We start from the raw sequence: 21,358 nt of genomic DNA on the forward strand, positions 1-21,358 counted from the left end.
CCACCCGGCACAATCACCGCTACTTGCTCAAATCCACCTGATAAATCGCGAACCCGATATCATCCGTCGCCACCTTTTTCATCGGATACTGCGCCTTATCCTTAATAAACGCGGCTGCCTTATCGGACGGTGACGTTTCAACGCGGATGTCCAGCGGCGTATCGCTGTGGATCGGCGCCAGACGCCAGTTGTTATCCACTGCCGGGTGAATTTCCCCCGCCTTTTTCGATTCGGCGCTGATCCAGGCTGCCAGCACCGAGCGGTTTTCATCCGGCGAGGCAAAGGCGATGTGGCTATCTCCGGTACCGGCAAACTTACCGCCGTAGGCGCGATAGTTATTGGTCACGACCAGGAAGGTGGCACTCGGGTCGATCGCCTTGCCGTTGAAGGTCAGGTTTTTGATGCGCTCCGCCTGCGGGTTAATCGTCTGACACTCGCCGTCATATTTCGCCGGCTGGGTGACGTCAATCTGGTAATTCACGCCGTCGATTACGTCGAAGTTGTAGGTGCGGAATCCGTCCCAGTTAATCAGCGACTGCGGCTTACTGCTGTGCGGGTCAATCTGGTTAAACTGTCCGGCAGAGCACTCCAGCCACTCTTTTACCTCCTGTCCGGTCGCTTTTACCACCACCAGCGTGTTCGGGTAGAGGTAGAGATCGGCGGCGTTACGGAAGGTCAGCTGGCCCTTTTCGACTTCTACATAGCTTGCCGGGTCATTCTTGCGCCCGCCTACCTTAAATGGCGCAGCGGCTGAAAGAACCGGCAGTTTTGCCAGATCCGGATCGCCCTGAACAAAGTGTTCGGCATAGGCTTTCTGTGCCATGTTGACGACCTGGACGGTCGGATCGTCCTGAACCAGCGCCAGGAAGCTGTACATGTTGTCGGCGGATTTGCCGATCGGTTTGCTGACGAATTCGCGCGTGGCGTTGTGATCGTGCTTCAGCACGTCGACCAGTTTTTTATCTTCCGCCGCCAGTGATTTTTTAGCCGCAGCGTCGTAAATCGGGCGCGCTTCGGCTTTTGACTGGGTGACCTTCCAGCTGCCGCCGTCGTTATTCAGCACCAGATCCACCACGCCAAGATGATCGCCCCACATGCCCGGCATCACCGACGGCACGCCGTTTAGCGTCCCTTTTTCGATGTCTGCCCCTTTGATGCTGGCAAAATCTTTGCCCGGGAAGACCGCGTGAGCGTGGCCAAACAGGATCGCGTCAACGCCCGGGACTTCACTCAGGTAGTAAACGGAGTTTTCGGCCATGGCCTGGTATGGATCGGCAGAGAGGCCGGAATGGGCAACGACGACAACCAGATCCGCTCCTTTCTCACGCATTTCCGGCACGTATTTACGCGCCGTCTCGGTAATGTCGTTAACGGTGACTTTGCCGCTGAGGTTCGCTTTATCCCACGTCATAATTTGCGGCGGTACAAAACCGATGTAGCCGATTTTCAGCGTCTGCTTTTTACCGTCCTGGTCAACCACCTCTGTCTTCTTAATCAGGTAAGGCGTAAAGAGCGGTTTTTGGGTCTTAACGTCGATGATATTGGCGTTAACGTACGGGAATTTGGCGCCTGCCAGCGCGTCATGCAGATACTTCAGACCGTAGTTGAATTCGTGGTTGCCGAGGTTGCCAACGGTATAGTCCAGCGTGTTCATCGCTTTATAAACAGGGTGGATCTCGCCTTTTTTCAGTCCTTTCGCCGCCATGTAATCGCCGAGCGGGCTACCCTGAATAAGATCGCCGTTGTCGACCAGCACGCTATTTTTCACTTCACCGCGCGCGGCGTTGATCAAACTTGCCGTACGTACCAGTCCGAATTTTTCCGTAGGGGTATCTTTGTAGTAATCGAAGTCCATCATGTTGCTGTGCAGATCGGTCGTTTCCAGAATACGCAGATCGACCGTCGCCGCCTGTACGCTCGCTGCAATCAGCGTCGCCAGGAGCGTTGCGCTAAACTTAATCATCAGAGGAGTCCTTTTTTCGATCCAGGCCACAAAAGAGTATGTATCTATAACGTGTTGCTTACAGAAATGTGAATCCTGACAGAAAAAAGCAACCTGAAACCGGAATTGCTTCACAGATAGCGGAATTGTTCACATTACGATATAACTAAAACAAAGAGTTAACCTCACTGCGTTAACAAAGAGGTGGAAAATGCTAGATAAAATTTGTCAGCTCGCACGGGATGCGGGAGATGCCATCATGCAGGTCTATGACGGTAATAAACCCATGGAGGTTGTCAGCAAAGCAGACGACTCTCCGGTCACAGCGGCAGATATCGCGGCGCATAAGGTGATCCTGCAAGGGTTACAGGCCTTAACGCCGGACATTCCTGTTTTGTCTGAAGAAGCACCGCAAAGCTGGGACGAGCGCCAGCACTGGCAGCGTTACTGGCTGGTCGATCCGCTGGACGGGACAAAAGAGTTCATCAAGCGTAACGGTGAATTCACCGTCAATATTGCCCTGATTGAGAAAGGCAAAGCGGTGCTGGGCGTGGTCTACGCGCCGGTAATGAACATGATGTACAGCGCCGCAGAAGGGAAGGCCTGGAAGGAAGAGTGCGGCGTGCGTAAGCAGATCCAGGTGCGCGATGCGCGTCCACCGCTGGTGGTGATTAGCCGCTCGCACAGCGACAGCGAGCTGCAGGAGTATCTGCAACAGTTGGGTGAACACCAGACCACCTCGATTGGCTCATCGCTGAAATTCTGCCTGGTGGCGGAAGGCCAGGCGCAGCTGTACCCTCGTTTTGGGCCAACCAACGTCTGGGATACCGCCGCCGGGCATGCCGTTGCCGCGGCCGCCGGGGCGCATGTTCATGACTGGCAGGGCAAGCCGCTGGACTACACCCCGCGCGAATCATTCCTCAATCCCGGCTTCCGCGTCTCTATTTATTGAGCCAGCAGCTTATGCAGCAGGTCGACAACCTGCTGCACCTCTTCCTGGGTTAACGCACCGTCTTTCACCCACTGTACGCGACCCTCTTTATCCAGCACGATAATCGCGGAGCTCTCTTCCTCCAGCTGCCAGGCTTTACGCGTCACGCCGTTGCTGTCGACAATAAATTGCGACCACGGGTAGAGTTGTTTATTGCTCTCAAGGCTTGAGCGCACAAACATCCCGGAGCCAGGAATGGCGTCATCGGTATTAACAATGGTGGTCGTCTGGTAGCGGTCATGAGGGAATTTTGCGGCCTTGATCGCTTCCACCAGGTTGGCATTTTTCTCTTTTGCGGATGTACGACCGGCAATATGTTGTACAACTCTCACTTTGCCTGCGAGCTGCGCGCTATTCCAGGGTTTGTAGCTAAACTTATCATTGTCGAGAATCAATTCTCCCCGGTCAGCAATGCCGACTGGCGGTACACGTTGTCCTTTTTCAATACTGTGAGCGCAAGCCCACAGAGGCAGCAGCAGGCAGGCTGCCGCAAGGATATTACGTAGGGTCATGGCGTTTCCTTATTGTTTGCAGGTGATCCGACCACTTGGTCATACGCTTTTAATGATAAGTGCGATCAATGTGGTTTTCCCGCAATCCCGATGCCAGTTTGCGGGTCAACGCACATATCCATGAAAAAACGACGGCTTATACTGCCCTTAGTGACGGTTTGCAAAGATTATTCTGAATAATTGTAATCAAACGGTAAATAAACTTATGCATACTGGGTAACAACGTAGTTCTGGTCTATAGTCATTGGGCATTAAAATTTGCGCTCAGGACAGTCGGGCCGATTGTGGCACCGCAAGAGCGTATGATTCGCAGGAGATACAAGAATGAAAATTTTCCAACGCTACAACCCGCTTCAGGTGGCGAAGTACGTGAAGATCCTGTTCCGTGGACGGTTGTATATCAAGGATGTTGGCGCTTTTGAGTTTGATAAGGGCAAGATCCTTGTCCCAAAAGTGAAGGACAAACAGCACCTGTCTGTGATGTCCGAAGTCAACCGTCAGGTTATGCGTCTGCAAACTGAGATGGCTTAACCAACGTGCTATGCAGTAGTTAAAAAGACGGCTCCCGATGGGAGCCGTTGATGTTTGTGGGGGAGGAACCTTACGCGGACACCTTCTCTTCCGCATCTGGCAGCTTCGGCACCAGTACGGTCGGTTTGTTGTCGATACGCGTCACCAGCAGCTGGTCGATGCGGTAGTTATCAATATCTACCACCTCAAACTTGTAGCCGGAGAACTTCACCGAGTCGGTACGTTTCGGGATTTTACGCAGCATAAACATCATAAAGCCGCCGATGGTTTCGTAATTACCGGACTGCGGGAACTCGTCGATATCCAGCACGCGCATCACGTCTTCTATCGGCGTACCGCCATCAATCAGCCATGAATTCTCGTCACGCTGAACAATCTGCTCTTCCAGCCCCTGACCAACGAGATCGCCCATCAGCGTGGTCATCACGTCGTTGAGGGTGATAATACCCACCACCAGCGCGTATTCGTTCATGATAACCGCGAAGTCTTCCCCGGCGGTTTTGAAACTTTCCAGCGCTTCTGAGAGCGTCAGGGTGTCCGGTACAATGAGGGTATTACGGATCTGTACGCCGCTGTTGAGCGCCAGGCTTTGGTTAGCCAGTACGCGGTTCAGCAGGTCTTTGGAGTCGACGTAACCGATGATATGGTCGATATCCTCATTACAGACCAGGAACTTAGAGTGCGGATGCTCCGCCACTTTGTTCTTCAGGCTCTGCTCGTCTTCGTGTAAATCGAACCAGATAATGTTCTCACGGCCCGTCATGGAAGAGGGCACCGTACGGGATTCCAGTTCGAATACGTTCTCAATCAGCTCGTGTTCCTGCTTACGCAGTACCCCGGCCAGCGCGCCGGCCTCCACGACCGCATAAATGTCGTCAGACGTGATGTCGTCTTTACGCACCATTGGCAGCTTGAAGATGCGGAAAATCACGTTTGCCAGACCGTTGAAGAACCACACCAGCGGACGAAACACGTACAGACAGAAGCGCATCGGGTTGATGATACGCAAAGCTACAGCTTCTGGCGCAATCATACCGATGCGTTTCGGGGTCAGGTCAGCGAAGAGGATGAACAGCCCGGTCACCAGCGAGAAGGAGAGAATAAAGCTCAGCTGTTCGGCCAGTTCAACGGACATGTACTTAACAAAGAGACTATAAAACGCCGGAGAAAACGCCGCATCGCCCACGATACCGCCGAGAATGGCGACCGCGTTCAGGCCAATCTGCACCACGGTGAAGAACATACCGGGGTTTTCCTGCATTTTGAGAATGCGTGAGGCGTTGATGTTGCCTTCGTCTGCAAGCAGCTTCAGTTTGATTTTACGGGATGCGGCCAGCGAGATCTCAGATATCGAGAAAAATGCACTGACGGCAATAAGACAAAGTATTACTAAAATACTGTTTAACATAGTTTATCCGGCTTCTCGCCAGATCCTCAGAAGGGGAGTTGATACCATTTGTGTGAAGACACATTGAACGTCAGCTCGTAGCGTTGAGCCGATTATTTCAGCGGTAGTATAGCGTAAAGAGATGTAAATCTGCCAGAGGTCACATTTTGGTGTTGATGCCCCGATTAGTGTGGTCTTTGGAATTTTCTGGGGAACTTCTACGGATAAGCCTACGACTGGATAAAACTGGGCTCAGTGACGTGCCATAAAGCCTACAGGAGCCTTTATAAGACACTCTCAACTATTGGAAAATCCATGAGTAGCAGGGCAAAACAATCATTTGTTTTCAAGAGGATGCGGTTATAAAATGCGCAGATCGTTACCAAATGGAGTTGGTTATGAGTTTTAGCTTACCGGGATTTAACTTGTTCTACCTCTCAAGGGATAACCTTGAACCAGAAAAGTATGAATTGATAACTCGCCCTTCTGTCACATGGGATTACATTAGCCAGGAGTATGAGTTTGATGACAGATATCGCGATCATTATCACGTTGAAGGGCTCAGGCCACGACCATCATATTCGCGTAGCTACGCTTATCAGAACAATCATTCTAATGGATTCAACACAGAAAGACGGCTGAGATACCTGGTCTTCAGAGGTGAAGTTGTGATGTTAAACCGTTACGGTTCCCCTGGAGAGCTTTTCTATATCGATGAAGAAGGGCAGCTTATCTGTAAGAATTACCATGTGTTTGAAATGAACGGGGCTGAACAGATCCTGCGAGAGTACAGGAATTCTGTCGGATGCAGGTACCACCGTACAGGAAAGTCCCGCCCAACTTCGTTTGCATTATCTTTCTCAGGTGGAACATTAGCATCAGCTTCTGAGCCGTCATACCAGACAATTAACAGCAAGGCCGCAGGTCGTTTACTGGCTGCTGGCGGTGTCTACAATGGTAACGTTGAGGGCTTCAGGAAAACAGCTGAGCAGTTAGGTGGAGATGCTGTTAAGGGGTATGAACAAGTACTAAATGAACAAACGGCTGGTACAGTTATTGTTGCGGCTTCAATTCTGTTAGCGAAACGACCTAATAGTTAGTCTTTTGACGAAGTGTATAGTTACTTAGGCAAAGTAAGGGGAGAAACAAAACTATTAGATAATATAGAAGTAAAAGAAATAAACTACATAAAACGAGATCCCTCTGAAACTATGTTACTGAGAAAAGAATTTAATAATACAGTGAGGAGGAAATTCCTTAATCAATTATCCAATTCCTCAGATGCAGCTAACGTCTTCGAACCTTCGGATTTGTTTAAAATGAGTAAGGGTACAGTACCAGATGGCTGGGAAGTTCATCATAAACTACCATTGGATGATGGTGGCACAAATGCCTTTGAAAACCTTTCATTAATTGAAAAAGAACCGTTTCATAAGGTGTTAACAAATATGCAGAGAACATCGACAAGAGGTATGCTTCCGGGAGAGAGCAAAGTAACTCCATGGGTTATGCCTACTGGCTCGATTTATCCGCTTAAATAATTTGATGGGTATGAAAATGAAATCAAATGTAACAGATATGCTAATCGAATTAAGAAAAATGATGACCGATTTAGAGTACCCAATCGAGAAACCTATTAACGCATCATTTCTTGATAGTCTAACAAAAGGACGCAGAAAAACCGCATCACCAATACTGGACCAAATCGGAAATGAAACTTGTCTTCTTTTAGTTAATCAACTTGATTATACTACATTCATCGAAACAATGGATGGATTTGAGTATAACGGGCTGACAATGTTCAGTTTATCAATCCCAGAACCAATAGTTAAAAACTTGTTCATTATGAATGAGTTTTATCGCAATAATGATTATTTAGACCCCGAATTACAAGAGCGATTAGTTATTGGGGAGGATGGAATGTCATTGTTTACTTATGATACAAAAATGAATTTATTTCAAATTCGTGACAATGCCTCTACAGAGTCGATATATGGTTCCTTTGATAATTTCAATGACTTTTTGAGTGAAATACTTGACTCCGTAAAATAAACATTATTTCAGTGAATCTAAATCCACTTATAGGCCTAACCTTACAGGTAGTTTTAGGGATTTAGATTCATAAGTATGTCATTGATTTAGCGATGTTTTTTTATCTCGATAAAGTTACCAACCTTTAGTTCGAAAAATAATCGAAACCCAGTCCGCCTGTAAGTATCCCGCATAATCGTGCCATTCACATTTTTGGCATAAAACAGACCGGACAGCATGGCGCTGTCCGGGACGAGGGGTTATTTCGCGGTGGATAAACGGGCGTTTCCTTCCGCCCGTCGTGCGGCATCGCCTCCCCAGACCTGGTCATACTCATAGCCTGTGAGCTGTTTGATCACCACGCGGGTCCTCGCGTCGCAGTCGCGGTAATCACCGCCCAGCTTACGGCGTGCAATCTCCTTAAGGAGCAGCTTATGCGTCTCGCGGGTGAGCTTGAACTTGTAGGTAGTAAAGAAGCTTACCGCCAGCAGGGCTGCCGTCGCGAAAATCATCAGGCCTATAATCGCCCCGAGCGCGCTTTCAGGCTGCGCGCCGCTGCCCTTCACAAAGCCGGACTCCTGCAGCACCAGGCCAATAATCATAATCGCAATCGCCACGGTGCTTTTGCGGGTCAGGACCATCACGCCGGCAAAAATACCTTCGCGGCGCTGCTGGGTCACCATTTCGTCAATATCCGGAATGAAGCTGTAGATGTTCCACGGTATGTAATAGAGACCAGAGCGGGCGGCGCCGAGCAGGATAAAGACCGCCGAGAACAGCAGCGTCGGCACCTGGGTTTTGGTCAGGTAGACCGTAAACAGGAAGGCCAGTACCAGGAAAATACAGCTGTAGGAAAGACGCAGGGCGGCAGACGGCGTCATGTTCAGACGGTTCAACAGCAGCATAAATCCATACGTGCCGGGCACCGAGGCGAAAGCCGCAATGCTTAGCCAACCCGACACGGCAGCCGCATCCTGGCTCAGGCAATAAACGACATAATAAGTAAAGACCGACCCGAAGACGTCCATCGCCGTAAACGAAAAAATATAAATAATAATGTGCAGGCGGAACGCGCGAATACGGAAGGAGGAAAAGAGATCCAGCACCAGATATTTCAGGTGATTGAGTATCCCGCTGCTGCGATGATTCTCTACTTTAAACGTGGACTCCTGTTGCACATCCTTCGCTTCCCAGGTGGTGTACCAGGTAATAAATACCGCAAGGCAGAATACGCAGGAGAATATCAACCCGGTGAGGGTATAGGTAAACGGGTTATCTTTACCGGTGAACTGCATAATCACGCCCGGAACGGAAACCGCAAGAAAACCGCCCAGCTGGGAGCAGATCATGCGCACGCCGGAAAGACGGCTACGCTCTTCATACCGGTTTGTCATCTCAGCCGCCAGGGTCTCCCAGGGCACCAGCACCATCGCCGACAGCAATTCAATCGAGAGGTAGGTGCCCAGGTAATACCAGTAGCCCATGTCCGTCAGCCACAGCAGGGCATACAAAAACATTAACGGGGAACTGAGCAATAAAAAGAAGCGGCGACGGCCAAATTTACGCCCAAGCCAGGTATCGCCGAAATTATCGGTGATATATCCCATAATCGGGCTTAATAGCGCATCAATTACGCGGGCAATGGCAAATATAGAGCCCGCTTCAATCACCGAGAGTCCGCAATAGGTGGTGTAAAAAAAGAGCAGCCAGGTGCCGATAATAGTAAACGCACCCCCGCCAAACAGATCGGTTACGCCGTAGCCAAGCGCCACGCCATAACCCACTCTACGTTCAGTTGGTTTGACCATAATAATTTCCAGTGTAGGGTAATGATTAACCCGTATTTCCGGGTCGTTTTTTATTTACTGCTGGAATACAAATTACGTTCTAATTATTGATTTCTATCCATTGTCTTAATTGAGATGAGCGATAAATAGCCTCCACAAGGGTGAGTGATTTTCCGGCTTCACGGATGTCGGTGTAGCCCGTGTTTCCCGGGTGGGTGATAGCGTGATAAAAACGGCGGATCGCCTGCTCATGTCCCAGCCCCCAGTAGCTTTTGACCGAGCCGTCAGGCGAGTCGTCGGTCGCCAGCCTTACGCGTTCGTCCGGCGTCACGCGCCAGAGCACATTGTCGTTCAGCAGCAGCGAGCCCCGCTCGCAGTGGATCTCCATCAGGAGCGGGGAATCGGTGGTGTTGCAGTTGCTGGCGTAAAACAGCCCGCGCGCGCCGTTGGCAAAATGCAGCGTCGCCATCGCGCTGTCTTCGCCTTCGGTCACGTCCGCCAGCTCACCGCTATCAACTACGCCTTTTACACGCGTCACGCCGCCGGCGAACCACTGCATCAGGTCGAGGGTATGAATGGCCTGGTTAATGAGCAGGCTGCCGCCTTCCGTTGCCAGCCGCCCACGCCACGGGCTTTCGGTGTAGTACGCGCCCGAGCGTGACCACGTCAGCACCGCTTTGATGCTGAGCATATTCCCCAGCTCGCCGTCGTCCAGCGTCTGGCGAATGCGCAGGCTGGTGGGGTTGAGCCGGTTCTGATAGCACACGCCGAGCAGGCCCGGTGCCCGTTCAGCGGCGCGGGTGATATCCACGAGTTCGCTGCTGTTCATGCCCACCGGTTTTTCGCAGAAAACATGCTTCCCGGCGGCGAGCGCCGCCAGAATCATGCTTTTATGCTCAACATGCGGCGTGCAGATATGAACCACGTCGATGGCGTCATCCAGCAGCATTTCCCGGTAATCCTGATAAAAGCGGCACTGGTAGCCCATTGCCAGCTTCAGCCCTTTGATGCTGTCGATATCTACCAGTGCGCGCAGCGCAACGTTGGGGAGCAGGCGCAGCGCGTTCACATGGCAGCCGTGAATCGCCCCTGCACCGATAATCGCCGAGTTCAGGATCGTCATCGTCGCCTCCCGTTATTCCGTCGCGTTGGCCAGCATCTGAGCCTTCACGCAGAGCTCCGCCGCCCTGAAGGCGTGTGCCTGGGTCATGGCGTTTTCAGTGCGATGCAGACAGTCGAGGATCAGTTCGCCAAAGAACGGGAACCCCACCTGTCCGGCGACCGGATAACGGAATTCTCCTTCTTTATTCACGAGATACACCACGTCCTGCTCGCCGCGGGTGAGATCGACATATTTGCGGATCTCGATATAGCCTTCGGTACCAAGCAGCGTCAGACGGCCATCGCCCCAGGTAGAGAGTCCGTCAGGGGTAAACCAGTCGCAGCGGAAATAGCCGCTGGCACCGTTTTCGCCTCTGATTGTCGCGTCGCCGAAATCTTCAAATGCCGGATACTGCGGATGGTTGAAATTGCGTGCCTGGCTGGTAACCACGGTAGCGTTACTGTTGCCGGTGTAAAAAAGGAACTGCTCAATCTGGTGGCTGCCGATATCGCACAGAATGCCGCCGAAATAGCGTCGATCGTAGAACCAGTCCGGGCGGCCGGTCCCTTCCCGATGCGGGCCAGTCCCCAGCGTTTGTACGACGCGGCCGATGGCCCCTTGCTGCACCATCTGTCCGGCAAAGACCGCGCTCTCAACGTGCAGGCGCTCGCTGTAGTACACGGCGTATTTCCGGCCCGTTTTTTCCACCATCGCTTTGGCATCTTCCAGCTGCTCAAGGGTGGTGAGCGGCGCTTTATCCGTGAAGTAGTCCTTGCCGGCGGCCATCGCTTTCAGCCCAAGCGCGCAGCGCTCGGAGGGAATAGCGGCCCCTGCCACCAGCCGCACTTCGTCGTCGGCGAGTATCACATCCAGGGATTCTGCTATTTTGGCCTGCGGATACTGCTGGATGAATTTGTCCACTTTTGCCGGGTCAGGGTCGTACACCCATTTGAGCGTGGCGCCAGCTTCAATCAGGCCGTTACTCATGCCGTAGATATGGCCGTGGTCGAGCGCGGCGGCGGCAAAGACAAATTCGCCTTCCTTCACTACCGGCTGTGGTTTACCGACCGGCGCGTAGTTCATACCGTCATTTTTGTTCATGGTGTCACTCCTTCATCCAGATCTTTGCCGAGGGGAATCGCACCGACTTCGCTGAAGTTGGCGACGCTTGCGGATTTTTCATAAAAACGGGGGGCGAGAGCGTTCGTCCCGCCGGTGCGGTAAAACGGGTCATCGCGCTGAATCGGCAGCGAGACCACCGTGCGGGTAATGGCGGATTTATAAATCGCGGTAATTAGCTCCAGGGAGCGTTTGCCCTGCAGGCCATCCACTAACGACGTCGTGCCGTGCTCGATGGCATAAAGCAGGTCGTTAATTTGCCCGGTGTGCAGCGTCCATTCGAGCTTCGGCGTCTCCTGAAAAACGGCGTTGAGCTGTGTTTCTCTCTGCTGGTCGTTGGTTTCCTGCGGGAAGCCGTTATCGGCGCTGACGCTGGCAAAGGCCTGCCACGGGGCGGAAATGCGCGCCTTTTCACCCTGGATAATGATTTTCTGATCTTCCCCGTGGTGCACGACCGAGGCGGTAAGCTGGGTGAGCGCGCCGCTGGGGTATTTAAATATCGCGGCGCTGAGATCTTCCACCTCGGCATTGTCGTGCGCCACGTTGGTCATCATCGCCACCACCTCGGACGGGAAGCCCAGCATCCACTGAATGGCGTCGATGTGGTGAACCGCGTGGTTAAGCGTGCAGCCGCCGCCCTCTTTTTCCCAGGTACCTCGCCACCACAGGTCGTAGTAGCAGTGTCCGCGCCACCAGAACGAATCCACCTGGGCATGGCAGACCTTGCCAGCCAGACCTGAGTCCAGCGCCGTTTTTAAGCGCCAGAAGGCATCGGTAAAGCGGTTTTGCGCAATGATGGCGAGCGTTTTGCCGCTGGCCTTCTCTGCGGCGAGCATGGCGTCGCACTCCTCCAGCGAGGCGGCCATCGGCTTTTCGCACAGCACATGGCAACCGGCATTGAGGGCATCAATGCTTATCTCAGCATGAACGTAGGGCGGCGTGCAGACGTCGACGATGTCGATATTCGGCTCTGACGCCAGCATCTGCTGGTGGCTTTCATACACGCGGGCGTCCGTCAGGTCGTAGCGCGTCTTTTTCTCGTGGGCTTTTTCCGGGTAGATATCCACCAGCGCGACGATCCGGCAGCGCTGGCCAAACTGCAAATAGCCCTGAATATGGTTATGCGAGATATTCCCTGTTCCCACGATAGCGACATTTAACATCGTTTCTTCTCCGGAGTTACCAGGTGCCGGAGGCATCCAGCGTGACGCTGGTTGTCTCTTTAGCCACTGAGGTGCTGATGCGCTGCTGAAGCAGACGCAGATACTGTTTCTCGTTGAGCGGGAGTTCGACCCAGTCGTCGGTCCAGGTGGAGAGGTGCATGGCGTTGGAGAGCGTCAACCCGCGGATCCCTTCCAGGCCCGGCGCAATGAGCGGCTCGCCGCGCAGGATGGCGGCACAGAAATTGGCGGTAATGACGTGGTGTTCGCTGTACTCCGCGGCGACGGGAAGCGTGACCTCCCAGCATTCGGGTTCACCAAAACCGTTTTGCCAGCGGGCGTTGAAGGCGGTTTCGGACTCACGCAGCCGCCAGTAGCGCAGTTTCCCCTCTTCGACGACCACCTTGCCGCGATCGCCGACGATTTCCAGCCGGTTGGTTCCCGGCGTTTCCGCCACGGTAGTGATAAACACGCCCGTCGCGCCGTTGGCGTACTCGGCATAGGCGGTGACCTCGTCTTCCACTTCGATATCGCGATGCTTACCGAACTGGCAAAACGCGCGCAGACGAACCGGCATGCCGACCAGCCACTGCCAGAGATCGAGCTGATGCGGGTCCTGGTTGAGCAGTACGCCGCCGCCTTCTCCTTTCCAGGTGGCGCGCCAGCCGCCGGAGTTGTAGTAGCTCTGCGAGCGATACCAGTTGGTGATGATCCAGTTGGAGCGGCGGATCTCGCCCAGCTCGCCGCTGTCGATCAGATCTTTCACCTTCTGGTAGAGCGGGTTCGGGCGCTGGTTGTACATGATGCCGAACACCACATCGCACTCCTGGGCGCAGGCGTTCATCTCCTGAACCTGGGCGGTATATACGCCAGCCGGTTTTTCACACAGGGTGTGGATGCCGTGGCGCATTGCCAGCATCGACAGGCGCGGGTGGTCGTAGTGGGGCGTCGCGACAATCACCGCGTCGATAAGCCCGCTCTGGAGCATCTCCTGCGCGTCACTGAAGAGGGGGAGGGTGCCGACCAGCTGGCGAATGGCCGGATGTTTTTCCGGCGCATTATCGCAAACGGCGGTAAGGCAGGCGTCGCTGACTGTCCCCGCCAGTAAATAACGCGCGTGAACCGTACCGATATTACCTATTCCAATAATGCCAAAACGTACCTTCTCCATGTCACACCTTAATTTCAGTTGAAATGAGTGATGACCGGAAAATAGGAAAGGGGAGCCGCAGCGACAATGTGTTTTTGTGAGAATACTCGCAGGGTGGTTAAGTAATCTCCAGGCTTTGTGGAATTTGGTTTTAAAATCAACGTGCTGTTTCTGCAAATATTTGCAAAAACTGATTGAGAGCGAGGTCACACTATGTCGGGAAGGTTAAAAATGGAGGAGATCGCGGCGCTCACGGGCTATTCCGTCAGCACCGTTTCGCGGGTCCTGAGCGGCAAGTCGTACACCAGCGAGAAAGCGAGAGAAGCGATTGTGCGTACCGCGCGAAAGCTGGGCGTACTTGAGTCGATGGCAAGCGGTCGGCTGCTGATTAACGGCATTGCGGTCTTTGCTCCGGAAAGAACCTTTCAGGGACGTGGGGACATTTTTTATCTGGAAGTGACGAAAGGCATTGCGGAAGCTTGCGCGCCGCACAACGTGTGGGTCAGCTGCTGTGGGTTAGAAGAACAGCACGCCGATGTGAAATTATTTATGGAAAAGGCCAGTCATAAGAATATCAACGCGATAATTATTATTGGGACGGATGATTCCACCATATTTAAACTGGCAAGCACGCTGAATAAGCCCTGCGTATTGATTAACTCCGTTGACCGGGATCGGGTGCTGGATTCCGTGTCACCCGACCACCGGGCGATTGGTTTCACCGCCATGCAGTACCTTTTTGAGCAGGGGCATCGCCGGGTGCTCACGCTCACCTGCCTGCGCCGGGATACGCTCTACGCGCGTCTGGACGGCATAAAGGAGGCATACCGCCATTTTCACGTTGCCTTTGATCCCCAGCGCGATTTGCTCGTGACGGAGTGGTTTACAGCAGAAGAGGCCGAGCGGGCGCTGGATGCGTGGCTATTGAGTCATGACAGATCCCAGTGGCCGGAGGTGATTTTCCCGAACAGTACCAGCATGACGGAAGGCGTGGTCAGGGCGTTAACGCGCCACGGGCTGCGCATTCCGGAAGACATTTCGCTCATCACAACCGATTTTGCCTGGAATTTAGCGCACCGCCTGGAAAGACCGGTCACGGGCGTTACGGTGCCCTGCCGTGAACTGGGGATTGAGGCCGTTCACCTGCTGCAAACGCGGCTCAACCGGCCACAGGCACCGGTCTTTAACCTGCTGTTGCAGGGCAAAGTGATGGACTACGGCTCGGTCAGTAACGCCACGCGCCATGCGGCTCGCGTGGCGCTGGATCGGTAATTACGCCAGCTGCGGCGGCAGGCAGACGCCGATGCCCCCGATACCGCAGTAGCCATAGGGGTTTTTATGCAGATACTGCTGGTGATCGTCCTCGGCATAGTAGAACGGTTTCGCGGTCGTGATTTCCGTCGTCACCTCACGCGTATCGCCAGCTTCACGCATGGCCTGCTGGAAACGCTCAAGGCTGGCGCGCGCGGCAGCATCCTGCTCCGGTGTGAGCGGATAAATCGCTGAGCGGTACTGTGTGCCATGGTCGTTGCCCTGACGCATGCCCTGCGCCGGGTCGTGGTTTTCCCAGAAGACCTGCAGGAGTTGCTCGTAGCTAATCACCGCAGGGTCATAAACCACGCGAACCGCTTCCGCATGGCCGGTTTCGCCGGAGCAGACTTCGCGGTAGGTTGGATTAGGCGTGTAACCGCCCGTGTAGCCGGCTGCCGTGCTGTAAACGCCGGGCAGCTGCCAGAAAAGGCGTTCAACCCCCCAGAAACAGCCCATCGCGAACAGGGCAATTTCCATACCTTCTGGAACGTTGGTCATTGAATGGTTATTGACGGCGTGTAAGGTCGCCACAGGCATAGGGGTGTTGCGTCCCGGTAATGCATCGGCTTGTGAAACCAGATGCTTTTTGTCGAATAAACTCACGATGGGGCCTCCCGGGGTGCGATGTTTCAGTTAAGGTTGTCACGAAGCGTTTAATTGAACACAATAAATGCGCTGAATGAGTCTAGATTTAATCATAAGAAATATTTGGGTGTTACACCCGTTTTCAACCCGTGATTTGGGTTTTTGGCCAACAGGCCGTATTTTGTCGCGGAGCGGCACTTCATTTGCTTCCAGGGTGGAAACAGGGATATTCAGGAGAAAACGTGACAAAAATCCGCCAGTTATGTTTAGTCAGTGTGTTGCTGACAAGCGGGATTGCCAGCGCGGCGAATGTCCGTTTGCAGGTTGAGGGGTTATCCGGGGCGCTACAAAAAAACGTGCGTGCGCAGTTATCGACCATCCAGAGTGATGAGGTGACGCCGGACCGGCGTTTTCGCGCGCGCGTGGATGACGCCATCCGCGAAGGGCTGAAAGCGCTGGGTTATTATGAACCCACCATTGATTTTGACCTCCGTCCGCCGCCAAAGAAGGGGCGTCAGGTGCTTATTGCCCGCGTTTCGCCGGGCGAGCCGGTCTTGATTGGCGGCACTAACGTGGTGCTGCGCGGCGGTGCGCGCACGGATCGGGATTACCTCGATCTGCTGAGCACGCGTCCAAAAATTGGCACCGTTCTGAATCACGGCGATTACGATCATTTTAAAAAATCCTTAACCAGCGTCGCGCTGCGTAAAGGCTACTTCGACAGCCAGTTCAACAAAAGCCAGCTTGGGGTGTCGCTGGAACGGCGTCAGGCCTTCTGGGATATCGACTACGACAGCGGCGAGCGCTATCGTTTTGGCGACGTGACGTTTGAAGGTTCGCAAATTCGTGAAGAGTACCTGCAAAACCTCGTGCCCTTCAAAAAAGGGGATTACTACCAGTCGAGCGACCTGGGAGAGCTGAACCGACGCCTCTCCGCCACCGGCTGGTTTAACTCCGTGATTGTTGCACCGGAATTTGATAAGTCTCGCAAAACCAAGGTGTTGCCGCTGCACGGCGTTGTCTCGCCGCGCACCGAGAACACCATTGAGACCGGTGTGGGCTATTCGACGGACGTTGGACCACGCGTGAAAACCTCGTGGAAAAAACCGTGGATGAACTCCTACGGCCACAGCCTGACCACCAGCCTGAGCCTCTCTGCGCCCGAGCAGCAGCTGGATTTCAGCTACAAAATGCCGCTGCTGAAAAATCCGCTTGAGCAGTATTACCTTCTGCAGGGCGGCTTTAAGCGCACCGATTTGAACGATACCGAGCAGGACACGACGACGTTTGCAGTCTCCCGCTACTGGGAGCTCTCCAGCGGCTGGCAGCGCGCCATTAACCTGCGCTGGAGCCTTGACCACTTTACCCAGGCCAACGTCACCAATACCACCATGCTGCTTTATCCGGGCGTGATGATCAGCCGCACCCGCTCGCGCGGGGGCCTGATGCCGACCTGGGGCGATTCACAGCGCTACTCCATCGATTATTCCAACACCGCCTGGGGCTCCGACGTAGACTTCTCCGTCTTTCAGGCGCAAAACGTCTGGATCCGCACGCTGTACGACAAACACCGCTTTGTGATGCGCGGTAATCTCGGCTGGATTGAAACGGGAGACTTCGAGCGCGTTCCGCCGGACCTGCGCTTCTTCGCCGGGGGCGACCGCAGCATTCGCGGGTATAAGTACAAATCGATCTCACCGGAAAACGAAAAAGGTCAGCTGACCGGGGCGTCAAAACTGGTGACTGGCTCGCTGGAGTATCAGTACAACGTCAGCGGAAAGTGGTGGGGCGCCATGTTCGTTGACGGCGGTGAAGCGGTAAACGATATCCGCCGCAGCGATTTCAAAACCGGCGCGGGCGTAGGCGTGCGCTGGCAGTCACCCGTCGGGCCCATCAAGCTCGATTTCGCCGTTCCGGTGGGCGACAAAGAAGAACACGGATTACAGTTTTACATCGGTCTGGGGCCTGAATTATGAGTTTATGGAAGAAGATAAGCCTCGGGGTGCTGATTTTTATCGTGCTGCTGCTCGGTACGGTGGCGTTTCTGGTGGGAACGACGACCGGGCTGCATCTGCTGTTTAACGCCGCGAACCGCTGGGTGCCCGGGTTGGAAATCGGCCAGGTCACAGGTGGCTGGCGCGACCTGCGCCTGAAAAACATCCGCTATGAACAGCCGGGCGTGGCGGTAAACGCCGGCGAATTCCACCTCGCGGTGAAGCTGGGCTGCCTGCGCGACAGTAAGCTCTGCGTCAACGATCTGTCGCTAAAAGATGTCAACGTGGCGATAGATTCGAAAAAAATGCCGAAGTCTGCGCCGGTTGAGGAAGAGGACAGCGGCCCGCTGAATCTCTCCACCCCGTACCCGATTGCGCTTTATCGCGTGGCGCTGGATAACGTCAATATCAAAATCGACGACACCACCGTGTCGGTGATGGATTTCACCTCCGGCCTGCGCTGGCAGGAGAAAAACCTCACCCTGACGCCGACGTCGCTGCAGGGCTTACTGATCGCGCTGCCAAAAGTGGCGGACGTGGCGCAGGAAGAGATCGTCGAGCCGAAGATCCAGAACCCGCAGCCGGAAGAAAAGCCGCTGGGCGAAACGCTGAAAGACCTCTTCTCGAAGCCTGTCCTGCCGGAGATGACCGACGTTCATCTGCCGCTGAATCTCAACATTGAGGAATTCAAAGGCGAGCAGCTGCGTCTGACCGGCGATACCGATCTGACGGTCTACACTATGCTGCTGAAAGTCAGCAGCATTGACGGCAACATGAAGCTCGACGCGCTGGATATCGACACCAATCAGGGCTCGGTTAACGCGTCAGGGAATGCCCTGCTGCGCGACAACTGGCCGGTGGACATCACGCTGAACAGCGCGCTTAACATCGACCCCCTGAAAGGCGAAAAGGTGAAGGTCAAAGTGGGCGGGGCGCTGCGCGAGAAGCTGGACGTCGGCGTGAATCTTTCCGGCCCGGTGGACATGGTTCTGCGTGCGCAAACCCAACTGGCGGAAGCCGGGCTACCGCTTAATGTTGAGGTTGTCAGCAAGCAGCTTTCCTGGCCGTTCACCGGCGAAAAGCAGTTCCAGGCCGATGACCTGAAGCTGAAGCTGAGCGGCAAGATGACCGATTACACGCTCTCGTTCCGCACCGCGGTGAAGGGGCAGGGCGTGCCGCCTGCGAACATCACGCTGGATGCGAAGGGCAACGAACAGCAGGTCAACCTCGACAAGCTGACCGTCGCGGCGCTGGAAGGTAAAACCGAGCTGACCGCGCTGCTCGACTGGCAGCAGGCGATCAGCTGGCGCGGCGAGCTTAAGCTGACGGGCATTAACACCGCCAAAGAGGTGCCGGACTGGCCGTCAAAACTGGATGGCCTGATCAAGACCCGCGGCAGCCTGTACGGCGGGACATGGCAGATGGACGTGCCGGAAATTAAGCTCACCGGTAACGTGAAGCAGAACAAGGTCAACGTTGAAGGCTCGGTCAAAGGCAACAGCTATCTGCAGTGGACGATCCCGGGCCTGCACGTGGCGCTGGGTCGCAATACGGCGGATATCAAAGGCGAGCTGGGGGTGAAAGATCTCAATCTGGATGCCACCATTGACGCCCCGAACCTGGATAACGCCCTGCCGGGTCTTGGCGGTACGGCGAAAGGGTTAGTGAAAGTGCGCGGCACGGTAGACGCGCCGCAGCTGCTGGCGGATATCACCGCCAATAACCTGCGCTGGCAGGAACTGAGCGTTGCCCGCGTCCGCGTGGAAGGGGATGTGAAATCCACCGATCAGATCGGTGGTAACCTGAACCTGCGCGTGGAGCGTATTTCTCAGCCGGACGTCAACATTAACCTGGTTACTCTGGACGCTAAAGGGAACGAGAAGCAGCACGACCTGCAACTGCGCGTTCAGGGCGAGCCGGTCTCCGGCCAGCTTCACCTGACCGGCAGCTTCGACCGCAAAGAAGAACGCTGGAAAGGGACGCTGGATAACACCCGCTTCAACACCCCGGTTGGGCCGCTGGCGCTGTCACGCTCCATCGCGCTGGACTACCGCAACGCCGAGCAGAAGATCAGCATTGGGCCACACTGCTGGACTAACCCGAATGCGGAACTGTGCGTACCGCAGACCATCGATGCGGGTGCCGAAGGGCGCGCGCAGATCAACCTCAATCGCTTCGATCTGGCAATGCTGAAACCGTTTATGCCGGATACCACGCAGGCCAGCGGCGTCTTCAGCGGGAAGGCCGATGTGGCCTGGGACACCACTAAAGAGGGGCTGCCGCAGGGCAGCGTCACGCTTTCCGGGCGTAACGTGAAGGTGACGCAGGAGGTCAACGATGCGCCGCTGCCGGTGGCATTCGACACCCTGAACCTGAGCGCGGACCTGCATAACAACCGTGCGGAGCTGGGGTGGCTTATCCGTCTGACCAACAACGGCCAGCTGGACGGGCAGGTACAGATTACCGACCCGCAGGGACGGCGTAATCTGGGCGGCAACGTCAACATCCGTAACTTCAACCTGGCGATGGTGAACCCGATTTTCGCGCGCGGGGAAAAAGCCGAGGGTATGCTCAACGCCAACCTGCGCCTGGCCGGCAACGCGCAAAGCCCGCAGCTGTTCGGTCAGTTGCGGCTCAGCGGCGTAGATATTGACGGCAACTTTATGCCGTTTGACATGCAGCCCAGCCAGATCGCGATGAACTTCAACGGCATGAGCTCGACGCTGAGCGGCTCGGTATTAACACAACAAGGGCAAATCAACCTCAGCGGCGACGCGGACTGGAGCCAGCTCGATAACTGGCGCGCTCGTATTGCCGCGAAAGGCAGTAAGGTGCGCATCACCGTACCGCCAATGGTGCGTCTGGATGTCTCGCCAGATGTGGTCTTTGAAGCCACGCCAAGCCTCTTTACGCTTGACGGACGCGTCGACGTGCCGTGGGCGCGCATCGTGGTCCACGACGTGCCGGAAAGTGCGGTCGGCGTCTCAAGCGATGAAGTTATGCTCAATGAAAATCTGAAACCTGTCGAACAGAAGAGCGCAGGCATACCGATTAATAGTAACCTTATCGTGCACGTGGGAAATAACGTGCGGCTGGATGCGTTTGGGCTGAAGGCGAGGCTTACGGGCGACCTGAAAGTGGCGCAGGATAAACAAGGGCTTGGCCTGAACGGGCAAATCAATATTCCTGAAGGGCGTTTCCACGCCTATGGTCAGGATCTGATTGTCCGCAAAGGCGAGCTGTTGTTCTCCGGTCCACCGGATCAACCCCTGTTGAACATCGAAGCGATTCGTAACCCGGAAGCGACGGAAAACGACGTTATTGCTGGCGTACGCGTCACCGGCTCCGCCGACGAACCGAAGGCGGAGATCTTCTCTGACCCGGCCATGTCGCAGCAGGAAGCCCTCTCTTACCTGCTGCGTGGACAAGGTCTGGACAGCGGTCAGAGCGACAGTGCGGCGATGACCTCGATGTTAGTGGGTCTGGGGGTTGCACAAAGTGGGCAGGTTGTGGGTAAAATCGGCGAGACGTTCGGCGTAAGTAATCTGGCGCTGGACACCCAGGGCGTGGGTGACTCCTCGCAGGTGGTGGTCAGCGGCTATGTACTGCCGGGTCTGCAGGTAAAATATGGTGTGGGGATCTTTGACTCACTGGCAACACTCACGTTACGCTATCGCCTGATGCCTAAGCTATATCTGGAAGCAGTGTCCGGCATAGACCAGGCACTTGATCTGCTCTATCAGTTTGAGTTTTAGC

15 protein-coding genes and 1 pseudogene are annotated in these 21,358 nt (G+C 54.6%); 7 read left to right on the top strand and 9 right to left on the bottom strand.

The genetic code is table 11. The annotated features are described in order from the left end of the window. Window positions 1–19: 19 nt before the first annotated feature. On the bottom strand, window positions 20–1,963 hold the full coding sequence (locus E3U32_RS15190) for a bifunctional 2',3'-cyclic-nucleotide 2'-phosphodiesterase/3'-nucleotidase (RefSeq protein WP_134349444.1): 1,944 nt from the start codon (window positions 1,961–1,963) through the stop codon (window positions 20–22). A 190-nt stretch (window positions 1,964–2,153) separates the two neighbouring features. Between E3U32_RS15190 and cysQ the strand changes: the two genes are divergently transcribed. Further along, the gene (cysQ, locus tag E3U32_RS15195; RefSeq protein WP_134349445.1) at window positions 2,154–2,894 is read left to right on the top strand and encodes a 3'(2'),5'-bisphosphate nucleotidase CysQ; all 741 of its coding nucleotides are present in this window, start codon (window positions 2,154–2,156) and stop codon (window positions 2,892–2,894) included. Here cysQ and E3U32_RS15200 read toward each other — a convergent pair. Beyond that, window positions 2,888–3,445 (bottom strand): YtfJ family protein, encoded by a 558-nt coding sequence (locus E3U32_RS15200; RefSeq protein WP_134349446.1) that lies wholly within the window; start codon window positions 3,443–3,445, stop codon window positions 2,888–2,890. The genes cysQ and E3U32_RS15200 overlap by 7 nt on opposite strands. 324 nt (window positions 3,446–3,769) lie before the next feature. On the opposite strand from E3U32_RS15200, the gene E3U32_RS15205 reads away from it, so the two are divergent. Then, entirely contained in the window at window positions 3,770–3,976 is a 207-nt protein-coding gene (locus E3U32_RS15205) for a DUF1107 domain-containing protein (RefSeq protein ID WP_008501430.1), read from the top strand. A 70-nt stretch (window positions 3,977–4,046) separates the two neighbouring features. Here the strand turns inward: E3U32_RS15205 and E3U32_RS15210 are convergent, their stop codons facing one another. Continuing rightward, window positions 4,047–5,384 carry a hemolysin family protein gene (locus tag E3U32_RS15210; protein WP_134349447.1) on the bottom strand — a complete coding sequence of 446 codons (1,338 nt, stop codon included), beginning with the start codon at window positions 5,382–5,384 and terminating at the stop codon, window positions 4,047–4,049. 944 nt (window positions 5,385–6,328) lie between these two features. Here E3U32_RS15210 and E3U32_RS23800 point away from each other — a divergent pair. Beyond that, window positions 6,329–6,904, top strand: a pseudogene (locus tag E3U32_RS23800) (HNH endonuclease signature motif containing protein); the annotation flags it as partial. A 16-nt stretch (window positions 6,905–6,920) separates the two neighbouring features. After that, entirely contained in the window at window positions 6,921–7,415 is a 495-nt protein-coding gene (locus tag E3U32_RS15220) for a YrhA family protein (protein ID WP_435659347.1), read from the top strand. 239 nt (window positions 7,416–7,654) lie between these two features. Here E3U32_RS15220 and E3U32_RS15225 read toward each other — a convergent pair whose 3' ends face one another. From E3U32_RS15225 to E3U32_RS15245, 5 genes are all read right to left on the bottom strand, one after another. Further along, window positions 7,655–9,202, bottom strand: coding sequence for an MFS transporter (locus E3U32_RS15225; RefSeq protein ID WP_134349449.1), 1,548 nt, complete (start codon window positions 9,200–9,202; stop codon window positions 7,655–7,657). Window positions 9,203–9,281: 79 nt separating this feature from the next. Beyond that, the gene (locus E3U32_RS15230) at window positions 9,282–10,304 is read right to left on the bottom strand and encodes a Gfo/Idh/MocA family protein (protein WP_134349450.1); all 1,023 of its coding nucleotides are present in this window, start codon (window positions 10,302–10,304) and stop codon (window positions 9,282–9,284) included. Between the two features lie 12 nt (window positions 10,305–10,316). Then, window positions 10,317–11,384, bottom strand: a complete 1,068-nt coding sequence (locus E3U32_RS15235) for a Gfo/Idh/MocA family protein (protein ID WP_134349451.1) — start codon at window positions 11,382–11,384, stop codon at window positions 10,317–10,319. Continuing rightward, window positions 11,381–12,565, bottom strand: coding sequence for a Gfo/Idh/MocA family protein (locus tag E3U32_RS15240; RefSeq protein WP_134349452.1), 1,185 nt, complete (start codon window positions 12,563–12,565; stop codon window positions 11,381–11,383). The genes E3U32_RS15235 and E3U32_RS15240 overlap by 4 nt, the downstream gene beginning before the upstream one ends. A gap of 16 nt (window positions 12,566–12,581) precedes the next feature. Beyond that, window positions 12,582–13,733, bottom strand: coding sequence for a Gfo/Idh/MocA family protein (locus E3U32_RS15245; protein ID WP_134349453.1), 1,152 nt, complete (start codon window positions 13,731–13,733; stop codon window positions 12,582–12,584). Window positions 13,734–13,925: 192 nt separating this feature from the next. On the opposite strand from E3U32_RS15245, the gene E3U32_RS15250 reads away from it, so the two are divergent. Next, on the top strand, window positions 13,926–14,984 hold the full coding sequence (locus E3U32_RS15250; RefSeq protein WP_134349454.1) for a LacI family DNA-binding transcriptional regulator: 1,059 nt from the start codon (window positions 13,926–13,928) through the stop codon (window positions 14,982–14,984). On the opposite strand, the gene msrA is transcribed toward E3U32_RS15250, so the two are convergent. Beyond that, the gene (msrA, locus tag E3U32_RS15255; protein ID WP_023310171.1) at window positions 14,985–15,626 is read right to left on the bottom strand and encodes a peptide-methionine (S)-S-oxide reductase MsrA; all 642 of its coding nucleotides are present in this window, start codon (window positions 15,624–15,626) and stop codon (window positions 14,985–14,987) included. It abuts the gene before it with no gap. Between the two features lie 224 nt (window positions 15,627–15,850). Between msrA and tamA the strand changes: the two genes are divergently transcribed. Continuing rightward, a complete protein-coding gene (tamA, locus tag E3U32_RS15260) occupies window positions 15,851–17,584 on the top strand; it encodes an autotransporter assembly complex protein TamA (RefSeq protein WP_134349455.1) in 1,734 nt (577 codons plus the stop codon). Next, window positions 17,581–21,357, top strand: a complete 3,777-nt coding sequence (gene tamB, locus E3U32_RS15265; RefSeq protein ID WP_134349456.1) for an autotransporter assembly complex protein TamB — start codon at window positions 17,581–17,583, stop codon at window positions 21,355–21,357. Before tamA ends, tamB begins: the two co-directional genes overlap by 4 nt. Window position 21,358 lies beyond the last annotated feature (1 nt).

Source organism: Lelliottia nimipressuralis (assembly GCF_004402045.1).
GTDB lineage: Bacteria > Pseudomonadota > Gammaproteobacteria > Enterobacterales > Enterobacteriaceae > Enterobacter > Enterobacter chinensis.

Excerpts from the sequence above, each read along its gene's own strand:
- E3U32_RS15190 (WP_134349444.1), bottom strand. The coding sequence starts at position 1,963 with ATGATTAAGTTTAGCGCAACGCTCCTGGCGACGCTGATTGCAGCGAGC.
- cysQ (WP_134349445.1), top strand. The coding sequence starts at position 2,154 with ATGCTAGATAAAATTTGTCAGCTCGCACGGGATGCGGGAGATGCCATC.
- E3U32_RS15200 (WP_134349446.1), bottom strand. The coding sequence starts at position 3,445 with ATGACCCTACGTAATATCCTTGCGGCAGCCTGCCTGCTGCTGCCTCTG.
- E3U32_RS15205 (WP_008501430.1), top strand. The coding sequence starts at position 3,770 with ATGAAAATTTTCCAACGCTACAACCCGCTTCAGGTGGCGAAGTACGTG.
- E3U32_RS15210 (WP_134349447.1), bottom strand. The coding sequence starts at position 5,384 with ATGTTAAACAGTATTTTAGTAATACTTTGTCTTATTGCCGTCAGTGCA.
- E3U32_RS15220 (WP_435659347.1), top strand. The coding sequence starts at position 6,921 with ATGAAATCAAATGTAACAGATATGCTAATCGAATTAAGAAAAATGATG.
- E3U32_RS15225 (WP_134349449.1), bottom strand. The coding sequence starts at position 9,202 with ATGGTCAAACCAACTGAACGTAGAGTGGGTTATGGCGTGGCGCTTGGC.
- E3U32_RS15230 (WP_134349450.1), bottom strand. The coding sequence starts at position 10,304 with ATGACGATCCTGAACTCGGCGATTATCGGTGCAGGGGCGATTCACGGC.
- E3U32_RS15235 (WP_134349451.1), bottom strand. The coding sequence starts at position 11,384 with ATGAACAAAAATGACGGTATGAACTACGCGCCGGTCGGTAAACCACAG.
- E3U32_RS15240 (WP_134349452.1), bottom strand. The coding sequence starts at position 12,565 with ATGTTAAATGTCGCTATCGTGGGAACAGGGAATATCTCGCATAACCAT.
- E3U32_RS15245 (WP_134349453.1), bottom strand. The coding sequence starts at position 13,733 with ATGGAGAAGGTACGTTTTGGCATTATTGGAATAGGTAATATCGGTACG.
- E3U32_RS15250 (WP_134349454.1), top strand. The coding sequence starts at position 13,926 with ATGTCGGGAAGGTTAAAAATGGAGGAGATCGCGGCGCTCACGGGCTAT.
- tamB (WP_134349456.1), top strand. The coding sequence starts at position 17,581 with ATGAGTTTATGGAAGAAGATAAGCCTCGGGGTGCTGATTTTTATCGTG.